The organism is Flavicella marina (assembly GCF_009193215.1).
GTDB lineage: Bacteria > Bacteroidota > Bacteroidia > Flavobacteriales > Flavobacteriaceae > Flavicella > Flavicella marina.
Genome location: NZ_VYVA01000005.1, coordinates 43,112 through 65,269 on the forward strand (window position 1 = coordinate 43,112; position 22,158 = coordinate 65,269).

Below are 22,158 nucleotides of genomic sequence, written 5' to 3' on the forward strand. Positions count from 1 at the left end.
TGAACTAATTGATTTACACTTGTTTGCAAAATTAAAACAAGAAAAAGTTATGAAAAAGTATACCGCAAATTATTCTCATACAAATCATAATTTTGTTATTCAAAATCTATCTGCTCCTAGAATAGAATCTGATTACCTTTCAGCAATCCTTGTTGTTAAAAACTTAATTCAAAGAGGTAGTCCTACTTCAATGAGTCAATACTTACAAGAAATTTATGGATCTGTTCATCGAGAATCTCATTATTTCCATTTAATTACGAAATCAAAACAAACTTGGTATAATACAATTAAAGGAGATGAAGCAAACAATTATTTCCCCGCGCGAACATTTCTTGAGGATAGAATAATCGAAGATTTACCTGAATATGAATTTATAAAGCAGTTAATAATTCCTGAAATTGAAATTAATGAAATAACACAACGAAAGGATGAAAATTTCAATTACCAATGTGTAGACTTTTTTCTGCCTCAAGCAAATTTAGTAATAGAAATAGATGGACAACAACATAAACAAGATGCTGATCGTGTTATTGATTTAACTAGAGATAACTATTTATCCTTATCAAATGTACTAACTGTTAGAATTAATACTGCAGATCTGGAGTCTAAAAATGCAACCTATTTTCAACAAATAGAAATAATAAGAAATCGACTTGAAAATTATTCGGAGTTACTTAGTTTATATAAAACAAATTATAACCTTAAAAAATCTGAAATATCGGATAAGGTGTTAAAAACAAGATTATTACCATCGGCCATAATTCGTTTTCAAGTTTTGGTTTTAGAATTGCTAGAAACAGGTCAATTAAGTCTTAATGATGATAAATGGTATTTTGAAATTAAAAATCAGGACGTAATTGGATACGAAAACGATGCCATACAAGATGTATTCCTGTGGTTACGTCATTTATTAAGATTACAGAAAATATCTTATAAAGAGCCTAACTATAGTATTAAGAATGTTCAACAATTTAGTAATTCAAATTGTATAAAAATTGATTTTAGCTTACTACAACGTTGGACAGATGAAAACGAATTAAATAGAGATGTTATATTTGTACGAACTGATTATCTAGATTCTTTTTTCAACAGAAACAAGGATGATTTTGAACCAGTCAATTATTTTAAACTTAGTACCACAAAAAAACATATTTATAAACTCGCTTTTAATGAAGAATCAGATGATTTAGTATCCCTGGAGTTTTTTTTAAAGAATATTTTTGGGTATGATAAATTCAACAAAGGTCAGGTTTCTATTATTCAGAATATTTTAGAGGATAATACAACCATCGGTCTTTTGCCAACAGGTGGTGGTAAATCTTTGACTTATCAGCTTGCCTGTTTGCTTCAGCCTTGCATAAGTTTTGTTGTGTGTCCTATAAAGTCATTAATGTATGATCAGATAAAAGATCTTAATCAGACTAATATTCAGAATGTTACAGCAGTTAATAGCGATGTGGCAGGTCCAGAACGTACTGAGATTTTAGATAATTTTAGCAACGGGAAGTATTTTTTTGTAATAATCTCCCCAGAAAGATTCCAAACAAATGATTTTAGAGAGAGGTTACTCTCGATAAACTCCAAACTAAATTTCTCATATGCTGTTATAGATGAAGTGCATTGTCTATCTGAATGGGGACATGATTTTAGAACCTCTTATCTAAACCTATCTAAAACAATAAAAAAACACTGTCCTTCGATAACATTTTTAGGTTTAACCGCAACTGCTTCAGTAAATGTATTAAAGGATATTCAATTAGAGTTTAACACTTCTAAAGAAAATGTAAAAACTCTTTCTGTTTACACCAGACCCGAACTAGAATTTATTGTAGTCAATGTTGATACTAATAAATACGTGGAAACTCTCAATATATTAAATAGACATGATGCAAAAGAAGATCTATTTAACCTAGAGTCTGAAAATCCAAAATGTGGCCTTATTTTTACACCTTTCGTTAATAATGGATTAAATGGTTGTAGTGGTTTATCAAATCATTTATCCATAAACTACAACACCCCAGTCAAGTATTATTCGGGCTCAAAGCCAAATAATTTTATTGGTACTGATAGCGATTATGAACTTTACAAACATGAAGTACAAGATGATTATAAACAGAATAAAACAACTTTACTGACTGCTACTAAGGCTTTTGGTATGGGTATTAATAAAAAGAATATTAGTTTTACTATTCATTATGGTATGCCGGCGTCAATGGAGTCGCTCTATCAAGAAGCAGGAAGGGCTGGTAGAGATAAGAGCGATGCAAAATGTTATGTATTACTAACGAAAGAAGATCCAGAAACCAATATTGAATCTATTTTTAATCCGGAAACATCTTACGAAGAAATTAAGGAGATTACAGCACAAGTGGGCAGAAGTGGAAAAGATGTATTAAATCAGATTTTCTTGTATATGAACGGGTTAGACTCTATTTCAGATGAATTAGATCTAATTAAGTCTCTTCACAATACTTATTCTGAAGCTGGGTGTACAAAAATTGTATCTGCAAGAAATCTAACATCAACTAAAGCTAAAGTTGAAAAAGCTATATATCGTTTGTCAAACCTTGGTGTAATTCTAGATTGGACTGTAGACGACTTCTTTAATGGAATATTTACAGTAACCTATGCTGATTTTTCATTAGAAACGATAGAATCTAGTTTACTTAAATTTATAAAAAAATATATCGACGATTTTGAATTCGATGAACATGATGAAAGAATAAAATATACAAATATCTTAAATGACAATCGTCTTCAGAAATTTGACCGATTGGTAAAAATATTATTACAATGGTCATACGATAAGTTTGGTGCAAACAGAAGAGAATCATTAAGAAACGTTTATGAAAATTGTCGTAAGTATGATAATACGATTGAAGGTAAGAATAAATTCAAACAGAGTTTAGAAGCTTATTTTAAATTTACCGATGCAATTTATGTTTTACAACATATTGCAGAAAATAATAATAATGACTTTTCAAAATGGTTCGAAGTCTTCTATGACCAACACAAGAACATAATAAATAAAGAATCATTTATCGACCTTAAAGGAAGTTTACAACGATTTTTAGAGAGCCATCAATCAAATACAGGTTTAAACTTGATTTACGGTTTAACAACATTGTTCTTAGGCGAGTCATGGAGTGATATTGAAGAAAAACGATTCGGAAAGTCGCTTGATACTATTTCTAATTATGCAGAGTCAAATTATGATGTTGTAATGGATAAAATTAGAAAAGTATCGAAGCATTTAGGGCAAAACGAAAAATTAATAGTGTCAAAATACATATATAAAATTTGCAAAACCGAAGAACAGAAAATAGTGTTTGCAAAAGTGCTTAGTGATAATGAAACTCTATTAAAACATTATAATAAAAGACTAAATATAATTAAAAAAAATATAGAAAATGGATTTAGAGAAATTAGATAATGTTGTAAACGAATTAGAAGATAATTCGAAGCAACTAAAAAGCTTTACAACTGTTTATTCCGAAATAAGCACGCTTCAAAAAGATTTAAATAAGAACTTAAAGTTAATTGAAGAAAATAATAATAGTTTAAATTCTGTTAGTAAAGAAATCAAGAAAAGAACTTCAGAAAACACAAAGCAAATAAAAGACACGAATGATTTTCTTGAGAAAAAAACAGGAGAAATTTATAAAGATAATAAATCTTTTCAAAAAGAATTAGACGCTTCTTTAATTACTAGGCTAGATAAGCATAAATCTGATGTGCAAATAGAAATCAGAAACGAAGGGGTTCAGATGCAGAGAGCATTTGAAAATGCTCTTAATGCTAGCTTTGGCCAAATGGAGTCTAAAATTAAAGAAGAACTCACTGTTCAAAATAGTGAATTGAAAACTATGAAGTTAGTATTATTTATACTAGTTTTTCTATTAGTTGGTCTAAGCATTGGATTGTACTTAAAATGATGATAATGAAGCTTCACTCGGCGCAAAATTTAACCCAGTAAAATTTAATAATAATGCATTTTCATTAAAAAGCATATAAAGTTTTTGTTTTCTTTGAAATTAAGAAATTTCTATCAAGCGTTGTTTTTTTGTAAATTGGTACAAAATGATATAAGACAAATAACTCAATAAGCATATAAAGTGTTTTAGTATAAATGGATTTCCAGTAAACAATATTTACTTTGATTTATGTTTTTTAAATCAACTGTTGTGATACGCAATGGGTATAACGAATGATATAGGGGTTTCACAACCCTTACTAATGAATATTAATACTGGAATCCTTTTTTTTGTTATGAAAAAATTCAATTACCATAAAATAAAATATAAGAACACAGAATTAGAGGAGTTTATTTCTAAAGAACTGAACTCACACCTTATTAAGAATATATTAAAACACAAAAGTTCGTTTTATAAATCTTTTACTGTTCTTAAAAAAAATGGGGCTAAACGGAGGATAGATCAACCCCATTATAAATTAATGGATATTCAAAAAAAAATAGCCAACTATTTATTAGTAAAAAGGAAGAAAAATTCCAGTTCACATGGTTTTGAATATTACAGAAGCATCGTCACAAATGCAGAAAAACACATCAATAAAAATATTGTTTTAAATCTTGATTTTAAGGAGTTTTTTAAAAACATCTCAAAATCTCAAGTCCTTTCTGTTCTACGTAACAGCTTTGATATAACTAACGAGAGTGCTTATTTATTGACAGAATTGGTCACTTTCAATAATTGCCTTCCTCAAGGAGCACCGAGTTCTCCTGTTATATCTAATTATGTGTGTAATAACTTGGATAATGACTTAAAGACATACTGCAAAGAGTATAATATTATTTATACAAGGTATGCAGATGACCTAACTTTTTCATTCAATTTTAAAAAACTACCAAGACAAATTGTTGATGAAATTATTTCGATAATAGTAAAACATGGCTTTAAGTTAAATGATCAAAAGTTTAGATACTTTCACAAAAACAGTAGGCAATTAGTAACTGGAATTGTTGTAAACGACCACGTAAATATCAAAAGAGAGTTTTACAAAAAAGTTAGAGCAATATTGCATAATTGGAAAACTAAAGGATATGTCGTTACAAAACAAAAATTCGATTTGGAATATCCAAATAAAAACTTCCGAAAAACACTTTTAGGCTGGGTGAATTATATTGGTTATGTGCGCGGAAAAGATAATCCAATGTATTTGACTTTAAGTTCTAGTTTAGAATTGTTATTAAGGACTAAGTATCCAAAGAGCGAATTTAAGACTGATGAAAAATATTGTGATAAATGCAAGACCGGGATCCTAATAGAAACCAAAGAAGGCGGTGTTAAAAACAATTTCAAAAAGTCAAACGATGCATCATACTTTTTTGAATGTAATAATGAGGAATGTAATTTTTCAGAGAATATAGACTCTAAGTATTTTTTCCTAAAAAGTAAAGCTTACTTAAAAAACAACAATCTAGAAAAAGTTAAAGAATTATTAGAAAAATCTATTGAATTAGATTCAAATAATTATAAAGCCTACAACAACTTGGGTGTTATTAGTTATAATAAAAAGGAATACAAAGTTTCCGTTGAGCATTATTCGAACTCAATTAAAGCTTATCGGGAAAGAGCAAAACCATATTACTGCAGGGGTCGGGCATATGCTAACCTGCAACAGTTCGAAAATGCAATCCTTGATTATTTGAAATATATACAGCTTAGCACAAGAAAAGATGTTTTGAACTCAGTTTATTTTCATCTTGGGCAGGCTTATTTCAAAACCCACAAATACGAAGAAGCTTTAAACTACGTTAATCTCCATATAGAAAGGTTTGAAATAACAAAAGCTGTAATTGCTCTAAAAACAGCATGTTTAAATAACCTAAATAACCTAAATAAACGATTTGAATTAAAAATATACAAAGATGCTTCTAAAATATACGATGTTATAGAAAAAAATGAGAATATATGGTTTGAATATCAGACCATTGATAGTGATGAAAGTGTCAAGGTAGCTTTAGTGTCTTTAATACCTAAAGGAATTTTATTTAACAAAGAGATTAACTCTCTTTCCGTAAAAGGCTACAATTTAATTAATAAAAAAGAAGAGACATATTTAATTGACAATATTGCTAATTTAATCAACGTTCCCAAAGAGATTTAAGTAATTTCTATGTTAAAAAAAGAAGCCATCATAAGATACATTAAAGAAATGAATACAGATATGTTGTCATTAATTCTAGATGATGATATTTCTTACATGGAAACAACCAAAAAAGTTTTCTTAGATAAATTAAATACAATATTTTCAGACTTCAAGTTGAAAGGTGTTTTAGAGTTTTCACAAGTATGCAAAGGAAAATGTATCGGGGATTGCGAGAATAATGGCCAGTGCGGTTATAGGTTCTCTCATAAAGAGATCGGATATTTAGATTTGATATTTAAAGAAAGAAATAAAGAAAATTTTGAGATTTGCAGGTGCTCTGTTTTTAAATCAGATGACGACTCAGAAATAGGGAATTCTATACATATTACTATATATGATGATGAAAAAACTAGCTTCTGGCCTACTTTCGAGCAAATCAACTTGATAAACAGGATAGCTTCACTACAAACTAAATACAACGTGTTTAAAAACCAAGTCACACCAATAACAGAAGTATATCCGATAATAAAAGAATCAAAACAGATTTACGAATCTCTAACTTGGGACGATCAATTGAATTATGAATTTGCCAATCAAGCAAATAAACTATATACCTCAAACAGTTTTGTGATAGATTTAATTGAGCGAAATGATATTGCCATTGCTGCAATGGAAGAATATAGTAAAATAGATGTTAAAGATGAAAAATCGATAATAAAATGGCTCTTAAAACATGATGATAACTACTTTATTAGTGATTTTGAAAAAATGGAAAACTGGGAATATAGCCATTATTTAACTCCTGAATATATGGATGCAATAGTAATTGATTGTACTGATTACACAGCTGGAATCGTACTTTATGAAACCTTTGTAAAACATTACCATGAGGTAATGTGGAAATATCGTCCAACAGAAGAACATGAGAAAATTGCAGGTAAACACCCTATTATACTTTCCTTGCCTAGTCTTCTTACTTGGCATATGAAATACCAAGACTTATTACCAGATAATATAAAAATAGTACAAGATGAATTTGAATGGCCTTCCTAGGTCATTTGATTATTTTTGTTTTTAAAGAACAACTATATGAAATTATTTATAGAGCAATTAAAGCAAAATGATGGTTTATGCATACCTCAGTTTAATTTTTTAAATGATTTTATTCCATGTAAGACGAATAGTCCAAATAGATCTTATATTGTTGATGAAGGACGACTTTACTATGAGGAATACATGGGGCATGATCATTATATTAAAAAAAACTATTTTTATAAAGATGGTAAATTAGATACCATTATTGAGAATATGTATCACATGTTTGATGAACGAACTTATCAATATAGCTTTGAGTACTTCGATGATGATAAGATTTTAATGAAAAAGGTCTTAACTGGTACAAGTTATCCTATGGAGGTCGATAGAGTAAAAGAATTGTTTGAGCAAGGGGGGATTATTTATGCTGAACAAATAGGATCTAATAGTTATCCTAAAAAACATAGCAAGCTAGTTGAAACTAAAATGTTAGATGATTTACAAGAGTATCTTTCTTTTGAAAATACTGAAGCGAAGTTAAATTTTGATACTGATAATGACTGGAAATATCTAAATATAAAGGATGAAGTTGTATTCAAGACAGAAGGTATAATTATTACGAAAAAATATAGAGGTGATTTATATGATAAACTCTTTTTTGATACAGCTCAGGGTAAGTATGAAGAAGAGAGTTTTGATTTAAAAATATTCAAAAAATCTAAACTGTCGGGAAAATGGATTTTGCATTGCTTAAGAAGTTATATAAGAAAATGTGATTACATTTCGGAGCTATATGGGTATATTATTAATAAAACAATAGATCATTCATGGAGTGAAGAACCTCTGTTAGAAAAACTTGGTATTGGGTATAATTTGGTCGGTACAGAATATTTCTATTTCGATGATGAAGATTTTCTTCAATGTATAGAAAACGATTATTTTATTGCTACAATTGATGTAGTTAATCTTTTCAATGTTAAAATTGAAAGAGGCAGGAAGCTAATAAAATCTTTAGAGAATTTGGATTCAACTGTAGAGAAAAGCGAGTTTTGGTATGAGATAATTGAGAAAGAAAGCGAGAGCCTAGAAGAATTATTAAGTGAATTATAAGGTCATACAAGACTCATATTATTTCAGATAAAAGTTTAGTATGTAGCAAGTTATCCAATGAATACCATCATAAGACTAATCCTTACTCTCCTTCTTTTTGTAACCAATCTAAGCGCCCAATCCTTCGATTACACGCCCAGTGCTTTAGATGGTCAAGTAATAGAATACAAAGAATTTACAACCTGTTATTCAGATATATACGAACAACCTTATTGGGTAGCTTACGAGTTAACAAAAGAAGAATTAGAGTTAGAAAGCAGAAAAAGAATTAAAAAATTCATCCAAGATAAAAACATTACTAACGGAGCAGCACATCACGATGATTATACAAATACAGGCTTCGATCGTGGCCACCTCTCTAGAGCAGAATACAACAAACGAAGCAAAGAATCCTACAAAGAAAGTTATTATACCTCTAATATTTCTCCCCAAATAGGAGTGAATTTTAATCAAACCGGTGGTGATTGGTACAATTTAGAAGAGCTTGAAAAAAGTTTTGCAATTACCACGGGTAGCATATATGCTGTATCCGGACCAGTATTTAAAGATTACATAGAGGTAATTGGAGATGAAACATCGATTGTGGTTCCTGGGTATTTCTATAAAGCGATACTCTCCAAAGACAAAAAGCACGCAATTGCTTTTCTTTTAAAGCATGATAATGTTGATGAAGCATCACTTTGGGATTGTGTCATTACAATCGATCAATTAGAAGGTTTAACAGGTATCAATTTTTTCAGAATGCTTGACAATAAGCTCGAGCATCAAATCGAAAGTAAAACCGATCTGGATTATTGGAAATCTCTACTAGAGTAATTTTGAGCAACCATATACTCAGCTCTTATCCTCAACTGTACCCTGAGCTCATACCCTGAGCCTGTACCCTGAGCCTGTACCCTGAGCCTGTACCCTGAGCCTGCCAAAGGGTGTCGAAGGGTGTCGAAGATGTCAAACTTTAATCAACGATGTGAAATTATTTAATTCAAGAGAAAATCCGATGAATATATTATTTAAGCTGTCATGGTACTTGCAATCGAGTGTCTATGTTTTGAAGAAATCGTAAAAAGAAAAACTGACGAAACGAAGTGAGTTTTTTTCTTTTAGGTTTCAAAGAACAATAAGACCGATGAAAGTACAAGACTAGATCTTTTGTTTCTTTTTCAGCGATGGAAAAAGAAAAGAAAACAATAAATTCAGACAAAATGAATATAGAAACCTACTACTACCATAAACAAGAACACTCCTTCTCTTAAAAATATTTTTATTGATTTTTAATTACTAGACGCATATAAAATATTTGTCGTGTTTTTTTCTTAACTTGTGAATCAGTTGGTAACGCCAACTCTTTTTCATAGCAATATAACCACCTCAACCTTGAGGTGGTTTTTTATGCGGTTTACTACAACTACAAGCAAGAAAAACTTCATTTCCATGTTAATTTTGTAGCATGCAATACACACAACACTTTAAGAAAATGAAACTCTCAAAAGGAGTTCCTCATTTAAACCACGACCAGCATAGCCGATATTTTAATATTGTAGCCATTGAATTTCATATCGATCAGCTCAAGAAGATGAATATGAGCAGTCCTTCAATATTCTCGCATATTACAAAGTTTGAAAACAAACTAAAGCATATAACAAAGGAAGCAACTCCAGAAGAATTGTTTTTGGAGCTAATTGAGCTTTCATTATAATTTCAAACGAATGCTAATCTTAAAACAATTCAATTTCCTTTATTGAATATGTATTCAGGAACCATTTCATAACTGTTTTGTTACTTTATTGCTATTTATCATGTTTTCAAGTGATAAAATCTATTATATTTATTGTTATATAAATAAAGGCACCAACTTAGAGGTAAAATAGAGCTCTCTTTCGTATTGCATATTTTGTGTAAAGTGTCTTTATTATAGTCGAACATATGACAAACAAAATTCTATATATAGACATAGAGACTTCTTTAAAAGGGAAGATAAACGATGTAGGGGCAATTTTTAATGGTCAAGAATTACATGAGAAACAGTTAGGAAAATTAGAGGGGTGGATTAAGGATGCAGAATACATATGCGGTCATAATATAGTTGGGCATGATATCCCTTTGTTAAAAAAAGTTTTAGGTTCTGAAATTTTCCAAAAAAAAAGAATAATAGATACACTTCTTTGGTCTCCAATTATTTTTAATGACAATCCATATCACAAACTAGTAAAAGGCTATAAGATTGTCAATGGCAGTCGTGTGAGCAACCCACTTTCTGATTGTAAGCTAACCAAGCAACTATTAATAGACGAACTAAATAAATTTAATGAACTAGATAGAGACAGTCAGCAGGTCTATGCCAATCTTTTAGGGAGTAATTCGGCGTATTCAGGTTTCTTAGATTTATTAAATTTCAGAACGGAAGCTTTAGATATCTATAAAACAATAAACAGTCTCTTAAATAATAGAAATTGTGAAAACACCAATATTTATAAGATATTGAAAGATTACCCAGTAGAACTAGCCTACGCGTATGCTTTGATAAGTGCTAAAGAAGAAAAATCTGAATTGGCATATTGGATCGCACATACATTTCCAAAAACAACTCAAATTGTTAATGATCTAAGGTTTAAACATTGCAATGAGTCAACTTGTAATTATTGTAATTCGAATCTGAATCCCAAAAAAGCTTTGCAAAAGTATTTTGGTTATGAGGATTTTAGAAGTTTTGATCCTAATGAAGAGATTAGCCTTCAAGAAAAAACAGTAAGCGCAGGACTAACAAATGATTCGTTTGTAGCGGTATTTCCTACAGGTGGAGGTAAGTCGCTTACATTTCAGCTTCCAGCATTAATGAAAGGTTCTTTGTCTCGTCAACTTACAGTTGTTATTTCGCCTTTGGTATCGTTGATGAAAGATCAAGTTGAAAATCTTGAAAACAGATTCGATATTACGAAAGCGGTTGCCATAAATGGTTTGTTGTCACCATTAGAAAGACAGGATGCTATTGAAAGAGTTGAAAATGGTGATATCCAATTGTTGTACTTATCTCCTGAGTCTTTGAGATCTCCTACCATATTAAGAATATTAAAACAACGCTCCATAGCTCGATTTGTGATTGACGAAGCGCATTGTTTTTCATCATGGGGACAAGATTTTAGAGTAGATTATTTATACATAGGCGAATTTATAAAAAGCTTAGAAGAAGGGATGCTGTATCGAAAGATACCAGTTTCCTGTTTTACAGCTACGGCAAAACCTCAAGTTATTCTTGATATAAAAGAATATTTCAAAACAAAATTAGATGTAGAATTAGATGAATTTGTTACCAGGGCAAGTAGAACAAATTTAAAATATGAAGTAATTGATATCAAAGACCCTGCTCATAAAATGGGGACGCTACTGAAACTTCTAGACCGTTGTGAAAAACCTGCAATTATTTATGCCTCTAGAACAAAGAGAGTTGAAGAAATTCATGAGTTATTGGAGAAATCTGGTTTCAACTCAACTTATTTCCATGGAAAATTAGACAAAGATGTCAAAAAGGATTATATGGATGCTTTTATGAATAACCAAAAGGAGATTATTGTAGCAACCTCCGCTTTTGGTATGGGTGTAGATAAGGATGATGTAAAGTCGGTGATTCATTATAATATTTCAGATTCTTTAGAAAACTATGTGCAAGAAGCCGGTAGGGCTGGTCGCGATGAGAACATCCAAGCAAAATGTTACATTTTATTTAATGAAGATGATCTTAACAAACATTTCAGTTTATTGCAACAAACTAAAATTAATCAAAAAGAGATTCAACAAATTTGGCAGGGACTTAAGTATTTATCGAAATATAGAAAGAACAATAAAATCAGTAACTCTGCTTTAGAAATTGCACAAAAAGCAGGCTGGGATACCGAAATGCAAGAGCTCGAAACGAAAGTGAAAACTTCCATTGCGGCATTAGAGGATCAGGGCTTTTTAAAACGAAGGCAAAATTCACCAAGTGTTTTTGCCGATAGTTTGATGGTACCAAATTTAAACAAGGCACTTGAAAAAATCCATGAATCTAAAATATTAACAGAAATAGAGATTCAAAACTGTTCTCGTGTTCTACAGCGTATCGTAAAAGACAAAGAGTGCCGTATTGATTATTTGGCTGACACAACTGGATTAAAGTTGAATGAAATCAGAGATGTGATTGATGTTTTAAGAGAGCTTAAAATACTTGGGGACTCAAAAGACCTCACCGCTTTTATCAATACAACACAATCCTCAAATGGTTCAAAAAAAATATTAGAACGATATAGAAATATTGAAATAGCATTACAAGAATGTTTAACAAATAGTATTAAAATATCCATGCGTCAACTGAATCAAAATTTGATTGATATGGGGATTGAAAAATCTTCTGTTGATGCCATTAAAAATATTTTGAATTATTGGGAAATTAGAAACTTCATTCAAAAATCACGTATTGATAGAGAGAATGATTTGTATCAAATTAAAATAAAATACAGTGAAGAAATAAAAGGCGATATTGCTTGGAGACATGATTTGTCTATTGATGTGTATGAACTGTTGGAGAAATTTCAGTTGGAACAAAAAGAAAAGCAGGTATCTAAAGAGAAAATAGACTTGCCTGTTTCTTTTTCAATGCTTGAGTTAAAGGAATCCAATCATTTATTTGGTCAGCTCAAAGAAGAAGATATCAAACGCTATGAAAAAACACTTCTCTTCTTAAATCAAATAAAATCTATCAAATTAGAAGGTGGTTTTATGGTTTCCTATAATAGGTTAAACATAGAGGAAATAGATGATTCTATTCCTAGGTTTACGAAAGGGAATTTCGAGAAAATGGGTGACCATTATGATCATAAAACCCAGCAAATTCATATTGTGGGTGAATATGCTAAAAAAAGAATTCAAAATTATGAATCGGCACTTATGTATGTAAATGACTACTTCAGTTTGCCCTACGAAGAGTTTTTAACAAAATATTTCCCTCGCAGAAAGACTGAAATTGGGACTCCGTTAACGCCGAAACGACTAAAAGAAATCATAGGCGACTTAGATACGGATCAAATTAAAATAGTGACTGATGGAAAATCTAATAATATATTGGTTTTGGCGGGACCTGGTAGTGGAAAAACAAAAGTGCTAGTACATAAAATTGCTAGTTTGTTGTTGCTAGAAGACATAAAACCTGAACAGTTTCTAATGCTTACCTTTTCTAAAGCGGCCTCATTAGAGTTCAGGTCAAGAACTAGAAATTTGGTTCCTGAATATGCTGGTTTGATTAAGATAACAACTTTCCATGGATTTTGTTTTCAATTATTAGGTCAATTGGGCGATTTAGCAAAATCTCAAAATGTAATCAAAGATTGTTTAGAGTCAATCAAAAATGAAGATATTGATATTTCATCAATAACAAATAAAAGTGTCTTGCTCTTAGATGAGTTTCAAGATGTAAATAAAGAAGAATGGGAGCTCATTCAATTGATTATTCAGAAATCTGGGAATATAAGAGTTATAGCAGTTGGTGATGACGACCAAAATATATATGGATTCCGTGGTGCTTCTAATCAAAACATGTTAGAGTTTAAACAGAAGTACGATGCAACCCAATATGCATTGGTCAAAAATTACCGTAGTGCTTCAAATATTGTAGAATTTAATAATGAATTACTATCCACCATTCCAAACAGATTAAAACAGGAGGTATTAGAACCTGCAAGCAAAATAGAATCATCCAAAATACAACTCATAAAATACAGTAGTTCCTATCTAGAAAAATCCTTAGTGGACAATTTCATAAAAGACAATCATTCTGGCACAAGAGCAATATTGGTGAGAACAAACAAACAGGCGCTATTACTAAGTACATTTTTAAGAGATGCAGGTCAGAGGACAAAACTTATTACTGGTTTAGAAGGGTTTAGATTGAGTGATTTACTGGAGCTAAGAACATTTACAGATGCACTTAAAGAATTTAAAAATGATGCAGGCATAATTTTTAATGAGGAATGGATAGAGGCAAAAAGAACTTTTAAAAACCTGCATGTCAACAGTCCTCACTTTGATACCTGTGTAGCGATTATCTTAAAATTTGAGGCAAATTACGAAAAGCAAAAACAGCTTGTAGATTGGTACGAATACATTCGTGAAATAAAAATGGAGGATGCCATCAATGCGGATGCAAATGCCATTATCATTGCAACGATGCACAAAGCAAAAGGGAAAGAGTTCGACCATGTTTATTTATTGCTAGAGGATTATGTTTTTAATGACACAGAGTCAAAACGCGTGCTATACGTAGGCTGTTCAAGAGCTAAAAAAACATTGCAAATTCATTGCAACGCAACATATTTTGATAACTTTAATACAGACAAATTAGAAATTTCAAATTTTAATGGAGGTACTACACAACCGTTACATTTTGAAATAATTCTTGGCCATAAAGATATCTATTTAGCATCACAGAAATACAAAGCTAGAGCAGCAATCATTAACACCCTAAAATCTGGTGAATTTTTGAAAAAAGATACGGTTCAATTTTCTAGTAACATGGCTTTAGGATTGGCTAAATTAAATGCTCATAACATACTCGTGTTCTCTAAGTCTTTTGTAGAGTATAAATACAATACCTTTTTAAAGGATGGCTATAAACTGACTCATGGTAGTGTAGAATACCTAGTCTATTGGTATGATGTAGAAGAAGACAAGGAGTATAAAATAGTATTGCCAAAGTTGAGGTTTGAGAAGGTATCGGTATAATTAGGTCAGTGAAAGTAAGTTTCATCTGTTAAAATTATATAGTATAAGCTTATTTGGTAAAATATGTGTTTTATCAGCTTTCAATTGCGAAAGACTTACTATATTTAAACAAAAATTGTAAAAATCATAGCAGACCTACTCTTAATTCGGTAATGTACATTAGTAATAATGAGGTTTGTAAATTATATAAGATGTTAGTGGTAATGATTCCCAGAGTATAATATTTTGAGTAAAAAGCGAAATACAAAGTGGATAATAGAGCAATCAAAATTACTTTTTGGTGATAGTTTTGATTACAGTGCCACAGAATACAGGGATGCGAAATCCAAAATCAAGTTTCGTTGTAAAAAACACGACTATTCATTTGAACAAACTTCAAATAACCACCTCAAATCCAAGCATCCTTGTAAGTTCTGTCTGCAAGAAGCAAGGCGCGCAGAATTCTCTGATAGTTTTCATACATTCAAGAATAAAATACGAGCAATTTACGGGAACCAATTTGATTTCAATAATGCAAAGTACGTTAATCAAAGGACCCCTATTTCTTTAAAATGTGTAAAGCACAGTAAAGTTATTACCAAAGAGCCTCAAGTATTTTTAAGAGGGCATGGCTGTGGTCTATGCGCAAAGGAAGAATCCTCTGCTAATTTGAGTAGACAAACGTTGAATGAAATAAATCGCTTTGTAGCTAAATTAAACGGGAAATGCCTTTCAAAGAGTTACTTCAACAATGAAGCTAAACTAGACTTTGAATGCAAAGCCGGTCACAGGTTTCAAAAATCTTGGAGTGCAGTAAAAAATTCTTTACGATGGTGTCCAAAGTGTTCACCAAACAAATTAATTGGAGAAACTCTAGCCCGTTTAATTTTGGAACACCTTTTACAATTAAAACTTCCCTCTGTCTACATAAAAGAAATGGAAGGGCTTCAATTAGATGGCTATAATTCAAAAAATAGGATTGCTTTCGAATACCAAGGATATCAGCACTACACGGAAAACAGTCATTTTCATTCAGACCAAAGTAGATATAATTCACAAATTGAAAGAGACAAGTACAAAAAACAGCTTTGTAAAAAAAATAAAATAACGCTGATTGAAATATTTGAATTTAAAACAATTAGAACTGGCAGAATTCAACTCTTCGTTGACCAGGTAAAGAGGACACTAAATGAGCAATATTTAAGCTATAACCAAGAACCTTTTCACCTTGATTTAGTTGAGCTCTATCGAGGAAGGAAAAGTGAATTGTATGAACAGGCAAAAAAAATAGTCGAGAAAAAAAAAGGTTCTATCCAAGAATTTGTAGGTTCCGAAAGTAAGCATACATACACTTGTTCTAAAGGTCACAAAACAACCAATCGAGTTTTGAGTGTAATAATTAAATCTAACGCATCTTGTGCCTCTTGTGAAGCTACATCCAAGTACAAAGAGCTCAGGGAAATTATTGAATCAAGAGGAGGTAAATTAATTGACAAGAAACTAAAGCCGAAGGGTTATTCCGAAACATATAAGTGGATTTGCAATAACGGTCATAAAAGGGATTCTAAAGGGCAATATTTATTTGACGGATACTGGTGCGTAGAGTGCCAAAAAGAAGCCCAAAAAAAGCAACTAAGCACGAAACAACTTGCTGAGTTGAAAAAAGACGTAATGAGCGGTAAATTTTATCAGAGAGACATTCCGATAAAATATGGTATCGGTGACGGTGTTTATAGACGAATTATCGCCGAGCATGGATTAAAACCAAAATATTTACCTCAAGATAGAAAAGCTCAAAAGAAACTTACAAAAGGTGAGCTATTTCAAATTGATCCTGAAAACTTTAAAGTCATAAATGAGTTTGAATCATTAGAAGCAGTGAAACATGATGAATCAGGCTTATATAAACCTGAAGGTATTCGGCAACAAATGAAGAAATACAAAAAGGCTTATGGCTATTACTGGTCCAGAGCTAATGATTATGAGCAAACATTAAAAATGATTAAACTTAGTGCCACTAACAAAACCTAAGCGGCATTAAAACGACCGCTTAGCTTAGAGCCGTATTGGCTTCATGCAAAAAACAGAACGAAAAGAGAATTAACTATGGAAGAAAATAATTACCCGAAATACATCAACAACAAGCCTATTGGAGAGGATCATTTTGAAGGAAAATCTCACGAAAGAATAGCAACAAGTATTGCGGAACATATTAAGGATAAAAACGATTCTTTAAGAGTATTAGGAATTGAAGGAGAATGGGGGTCTGGAAAATCAAATATTATAGAATTACTTAGAAATAAATTAGACAGTACCCATCATATTTATATTTATGACGCTTGGGGCCATCAAGAAGATTCGCAAAGAAGAGCGTTTTTAGAAGAGTTGACAGAAGATTTAATAGATAACAATTCAAATTTATTATCTGATAAAACAAAATATAAAGATCTATCAGGAAAAGAGAAAAATATCACATGGACAGAGAAGATAAAATATCTACTTGCAAGAAAAAGAGAAACAAGTAAAAAAACTATTCCTAAAATTAGTGGAGGGGTAATTCTAATAGGCCTTATTATAATATTAACTCCTATTCTTGCTCTAATGTCTGATTTTATTGGAGATGATAAACCTGCAATTTTATTAAAAATTCTATTTTCATTATCACTACTCATTTTAGTGTTCTCATCATGGGTATTCTATTCATTGTACAAAAGGTTTATTTCAAAAGATAAAATTTGGGCGAATTTATCTTCGGTTTTTTACTTCTACAAAGGGAAGGAATTAGAAAACACTACACTTGAAGTATTCTCTGACTTAGAACCATCTGTTAAAGAATTTAAAGATTGGATAAAATCTATTTCTCTAGGACTTGTAAATAAAGAACTGGTGATTGTTTACGATAATATGGATAGACTCCCTCCAGAAAAAGTAAAAGAAATATGGTCGTCAATTCATACATTTTTTGCGGAACAAGATTATGATAAGATAAATGTAATTATACCATTTGATAGAAAACATCTTCAAACTGCATTTGAAAAGGAAGATAATCCTACAAATCAATTTATAAACAAGACTTTTTCAATTATTTACAGAGTTACGCCACCAGTATTAACAGATTGGAAAGAATTCTATGGGAAAAAATTTGAAACTGCATTTGGGGATACAGAAAAAGATGAGTTCTCTACTGTTTTGTCAGTATTTGATAGATTAATAGATAAATTCACACCACGTGATATTATCATATTTATTAATGAACTTGTTACCTATAAAAAGATATGGAAAGAGGAAATCCCTTTGAGGTATATTGCTGTATTTATTATGAAAAAAGAAAGCATATTAGATTCTCCTCAAAAATTCATTCTAAATGGTGAATATTTAGGTGCATCAAAAGACCTTTTTGCCGAAGATGAAAATCTTCAAAACTATATTTCTGCTTTAACATTTAATGTTCCTGTCGAAAAAGCTTCTCAAGTGTTGTTAGTTCGAGATTTAGAAATAACTCTCAGAGGTGATTTAAATGAGGATATCAATGATTTAGCAAAACACTCTCACTTTATTGAAATCTTAGAAGAAGTAATACAAAATAGCGAACTTGTTGTAGATAAGACTATTGCATCTTTGTCCAAACTCGATGCTTCAAAAGTAAGTGGAGTTCATGTAAAAGAAAGAATAGTAAATGTATGGAATTCTTTAACAGCTAAACAATGTGCTCTCGAAATAATAGAATTGTCTTTTGGAGAAATATTCCAAAGCTTATTGGTAAACTCATCTAATAGGTATAAAAAAAGGTTGTTAAAGTACCTAATCGAAGGTTTTAATGAACTTAAAGAAATTTCAGGTGATAAATATTTTAACACTTTTAAGGATTTAGAAAAATTTATTGAAAAAGAACATATAAGTTTTAACTTGATAAATCAGATTAAACAAAGAAGTGTTTCTCCTGAATTGTTTTTGAAATACTTAAGTGTTGCAGAATCTGATTTTGAAAAATACAAACTTGTGACAGATTCAGAAGAATTGGACAATTATGTTTCTTCAAAATTACCTGATGAATCAGAACTAATTGTTGATGAAGTTGAATTGTCATTTGTAACTAAAGATTATTCCTTCCTCAATACTAAGGAAAATATTGAAAACTTAATTGAGCAAAATAAATTATCTAAAGACAACTTTAATAATGTTAATCATATATATAAATCAATATCAAACGATAAACCTGTAGACAAATTGATTCCTGTACTTCATTTACATCCCTTGTTGCAAACTGTGACACAGGAGGTAGATGGCTATTATGATCTAATAGCTATGAGACTCAAATACGCTAATGATTATAATGTAAAAATAGCTCCGCATAGATGGCAAGATAATACAACTTCTATTTTAGCAATGACTGATGAAAATATTGTAAAAGAAATTGCGAAAGTCATTGAATATTATGTGAATTATGGGGAATTGCTTTTATTATCAACTACATGGAACCAACCGTTATTAAGTGCTGTTTGTAAAGATTTAGTTTTAAATAGTTATGGGCCACAATCTATGTCCATAAATTCGGTTTTAACAAAATTTGAAACTATAAAAGAAGCCATCGACGTGACAGAACAAGAGCTATTAAATAGTTTAAATGGATGGAGTAAATATGCAAAAGAAAAAATCAATATTGATAACTTAAAAGAGGTAATATCTGAATTCTCATTTTTCGAGTATTCTGTTTCAATTTCTTTAGATTTAACAAATTACTTAAACAAATTAGCAGTTGAACTTATTAATTCTACAGATGAAGAGACTTTAGCAGAAGAATGGGCTGATGACAGTTCATACATATATAATTTGCTTTATATTTTTATGCAAACTGCAAAAATAAAAACACTTCCAAGGAATATCTTTAACTCTATTAAACAAACACTTAAGCAAATCTCAGAATCTAATACCAGCGTTCCTTCTGATGGAACTTTTTGGCATTATTTCATAGAGAAATCCGAAAAGAAAGATATAGCTCCTACAATACGAGATATTAGAGATTATTATATTAGGGAGAACAATATTACAAATGAACAATTTATTTTCTTTGAAAAATTTTTCAGAGAATACGGGAAGTTAAACGAAAAAAATAATGATACGACTAGAACAATTCTAGGAAAAGTTGTTTCAGACAATCAATGCTTTGAATTAATAAAAGCATATCAAGATTTTTATATCCCAATTATTAATGGAGCTCAAGAAGATTCTGCTGATTTTAAAGATAATGTTCTAACAAGATTGGAAAGTCAACCGAAAAATAAAGAACTTATCGAGTTTGCATCGAAGATTGGAGTTGAGTACAAATTAGATGAAAATGAAGGTGAATAAGGGCGAAAGCCTCTCAATATGTATAGTGCATAGCGGACTTAGTGAATACTTGAGATTTCATCTCTCGCCCGAATTTCGGTGTTGGTTTGAAAGTTAAAGCTCACGCAATCGACTACGACACCAAACACGAACCGTTATAATTAAAAATGATAAAAGTAACAGCAGCCATTATAGAAGAAGACGATAGGTTCTTAATTGCTCGGAGAGCAAAAGGGAAACACCTTGCTGGATATTGGGAGTTTCCAGGAGGGAAGATTGAGGAGGGTGAGAATGCAGTATCTTGTTTAATCAGAGAGATTAAAGAAGAATTTGAAATTAAAATTTCTGTTAATAGCTACGTTGGTGAATCATATCATGTATACTCGGATAAATCCATCAATTTGAAGGCGTTTACTTGTAGTATAATTAGTGGGGAAATTCAACTTAATGATCACGATAAATTTGAATGGATTACGATTGATGAAATTCACAAATATGCTTTAGCTCCCGCGGATTTACCATTGATCCCATTATACGATAAAGTAAGAAACAAGCGATAAGCTTATCAAGATTGATAAAAGCAAGATTCTATAACTTGTAGGAAAATTTGAAAGAAACGAACAAAAATTAATTTCAGCTATGATTAGAGAAAATCTAGAAAGTTTTTTTACGAACTGGCAAATTGACAAAGTCAAGGCCACAGAAGTTTTAAGAAATAATAAAAAATACAATTCGGATTTAAAATCTGGCAAGATACCAGACAAGACCCATCCAGCTGATAAAAAAACGTATTCCCTTTACAGATTAATGAGTGCTTCTATTATCAGTAAAAAACTTCCTGAGCTATTACATTCCAAAGCAGGTCTTCCTAAAAGTAAGTACAAAATCCAAGGATCTATCGGACAAGGAAACCCTGCTGAGATACCATGGATATGTGTATTTGATCTAGATGTTACGAAGTCTGCCCAAGAAGGCTTTTACATCGTTTACTTGTTCAAGTCAGATATGTCAGGCGTATATTTAAGTCTAAATCAGGGATGGACGCAATACGAAAGAGAATATGGAACTAGAGAAGGGCGCATTGAGATTAAGAAAACTGCTACCATCTCTAAAAAAATACTTAAGAGTGATCAGGATTTTTCATATGCACCAATTAATTTAAAGGCCACAAAATCTCTTGGAAAAGGATACGAATTAGGTAATATTTGTAGTGTATATTATAACGCGAATGACATTCCATCTGAAGAAGATTTAATAAATGATCTTCGGAATCTTATAGGTGTATATAGAGAACTCAAAGGACATGTAGGGGTTGATATCATTGATGTTAAAGGGCAATTAGATGAAGATTCTTTCCAAGTTGAAATTCAAAAAGGAAAAAGAAAAGATTTAAAAGCAGGTGCAATTAAGAAAAAAGATAAGAAACAAGGTTCTTCTTCTGCTTCTTGGGTGAGAGATTCTAATATGGCATTTACAGCATTGGATAATGCTAATTTCCAATGTGAAAATGATCCAACTCATAAAACCTTTATATCTGCTAAGACAGGTAAACAATTCGTTGAAGCACATCATTTAATACCAATGGAATATCAAGGTGATTTTGAGGTAAGTATTGATGTACCTGAAAATATAATAAGCCTGTGTCCCAATTGTCACAGAGCTTTTCATAATTCAGAAGCATCGATCAAAGCAAGTTTAATAGCTAAATTCTTCAAGCTACAATCCTCGAGTTTGGAAGAAAGGGGGATTTATATCAGTTTAGATCAATTGTTAGAATATTATAAATAACTACCTTGAAAGTTTAAAAAACTGAAACTTTTATTATGTTTGTTAAGTTAATAAATAACA

General features: G+C 30.9%; 12 protein-coding genes. All 12 read left to right on the forward strand.

Annotated elements, in window-relative coordinates:
• Nucleotides 1-19 precede the first annotated feature (19 nt).
• Entirely contained in the window at nt 20-3,433 is a 3,414-nt protein-coding gene (locus tag F6P99_RS10995; RefSeq protein ID WP_193316061.1) for a RecQ family ATP-dependent DNA helicase, read from the forward strand.
• A complete protein-coding gene (locus tag F6P99_RS11000; protein WP_152287542.1) occupies nt 3,411-3,935 on the forward strand; it encodes a hypothetical protein in 525 nt (174 codons plus the stop codon). The genes F6P99_RS10995 and F6P99_RS11000 overlap by 23 nt, the downstream gene beginning before the upstream one ends.
• A 301-nt stretch (nt 3,936-4,236) precedes the next feature.
• Nucleotides 4,237-6,129, forward strand: coding sequence for a reverse transcriptase domain-containing protein (locus tag F6P99_RS11005; protein WP_193316062.1), 1,893 nt, complete (start codon nt 4,237-4,239; stop codon nt 6,127-6,129).
• A 9-nt stretch (nt 6,130-6,138) separates the two neighbouring features.
• A complete protein-coding gene (locus F6P99_RS11010) occupies nt 6,139-7,164 on the forward strand; it encodes a hypothetical protein (protein WP_152287544.1) in 1,026 nt (341 codons plus the stop codon).
• 36 nt (nt 7,165-7,200) lie between these two features.
• A complete protein-coding gene (locus F6P99_RS11015; protein ID WP_152287545.1) occupies nt 7,201-8,256 on the forward strand; it encodes a hypothetical protein in 1,056 nt (351 codons plus the stop codon).
• Nucleotides 8,257-8,313: 57 nt separating this feature from the next.
• Nucleotides 8,314-9,072 carry a DNA/RNA non-specific endonuclease gene (locus F6P99_RS11020; protein WP_152287546.1) on the forward strand — a complete coding sequence of 253 codons (759 nt, stop codon included), beginning with the start codon at nt 8,314-8,316 and terminating at the stop codon, nt 9,070-9,072.
• A 658-nt stretch (nt 9,073-9,730) separates the two neighbouring features.
• Nucleotides 9,731-9,952 carry a hypothetical protein gene (locus F6P99_RS11025; protein ID WP_152287547.1) on the forward strand — a complete coding sequence of 74 codons (222 nt, stop codon included), beginning with the start codon at nt 9,731-9,733 and terminating at the stop codon, nt 9,950-9,952.
• 227 nt (nt 9,953-10,179) lie between these two features.
• On the forward strand, nt 10,180-15,003 hold the full coding sequence (locus F6P99_RS11030; RefSeq protein ID WP_152287548.1) for a RecQ family ATP-dependent DNA helicase: 4,824 nt from the start codon (nt 10,180-10,182) through the stop codon (nt 15,001-15,003).
• Between the two features lie 225 nt (nt 15,004-15,228).
• Nucleotides 15,229-17,013 carry a hypothetical protein gene (locus F6P99_RS11035; protein WP_152287549.1) on the forward strand — a complete coding sequence of 595 codons (1,785 nt, stop codon included), beginning with the start codon at nt 15,229-15,231 and terminating at the stop codon, nt 17,011-17,013.
• A gap of 75 nt (nt 17,014-17,088) precedes the next feature.
• Entirely contained in the window at nt 17,089-20,331 is a 3,243-nt protein-coding gene (locus tag F6P99_RS11040) for a P-loop NTPase fold protein (RefSeq protein ID WP_152287550.1), read from the forward strand.
• Nucleotides 20,332-20,477: 146 nt separating this feature from the next.
• Complete coding sequence (locus tag F6P99_RS11045; protein ID WP_152287551.1) at nt 20,478-20,870, forward strand: (deoxy)nucleoside triphosphate pyrophosphohydrolase; 393 nt, start codon at nt 20,478-20,480, stop codon at nt 20,868-20,870.
• 79 nt (nt 20,871-20,949) lie between these two features.
• Nucleotides 20,950-22,098, forward strand: a complete 1,149-nt coding sequence (locus tag F6P99_RS11050; RefSeq protein WP_152287552.1) for an MrcB family domain-containing protein — start codon at nt 20,950-20,952, stop codon at nt 22,096-22,098.
• Nucleotides 22,099-22,158 lie beyond the last annotated feature (60 nt).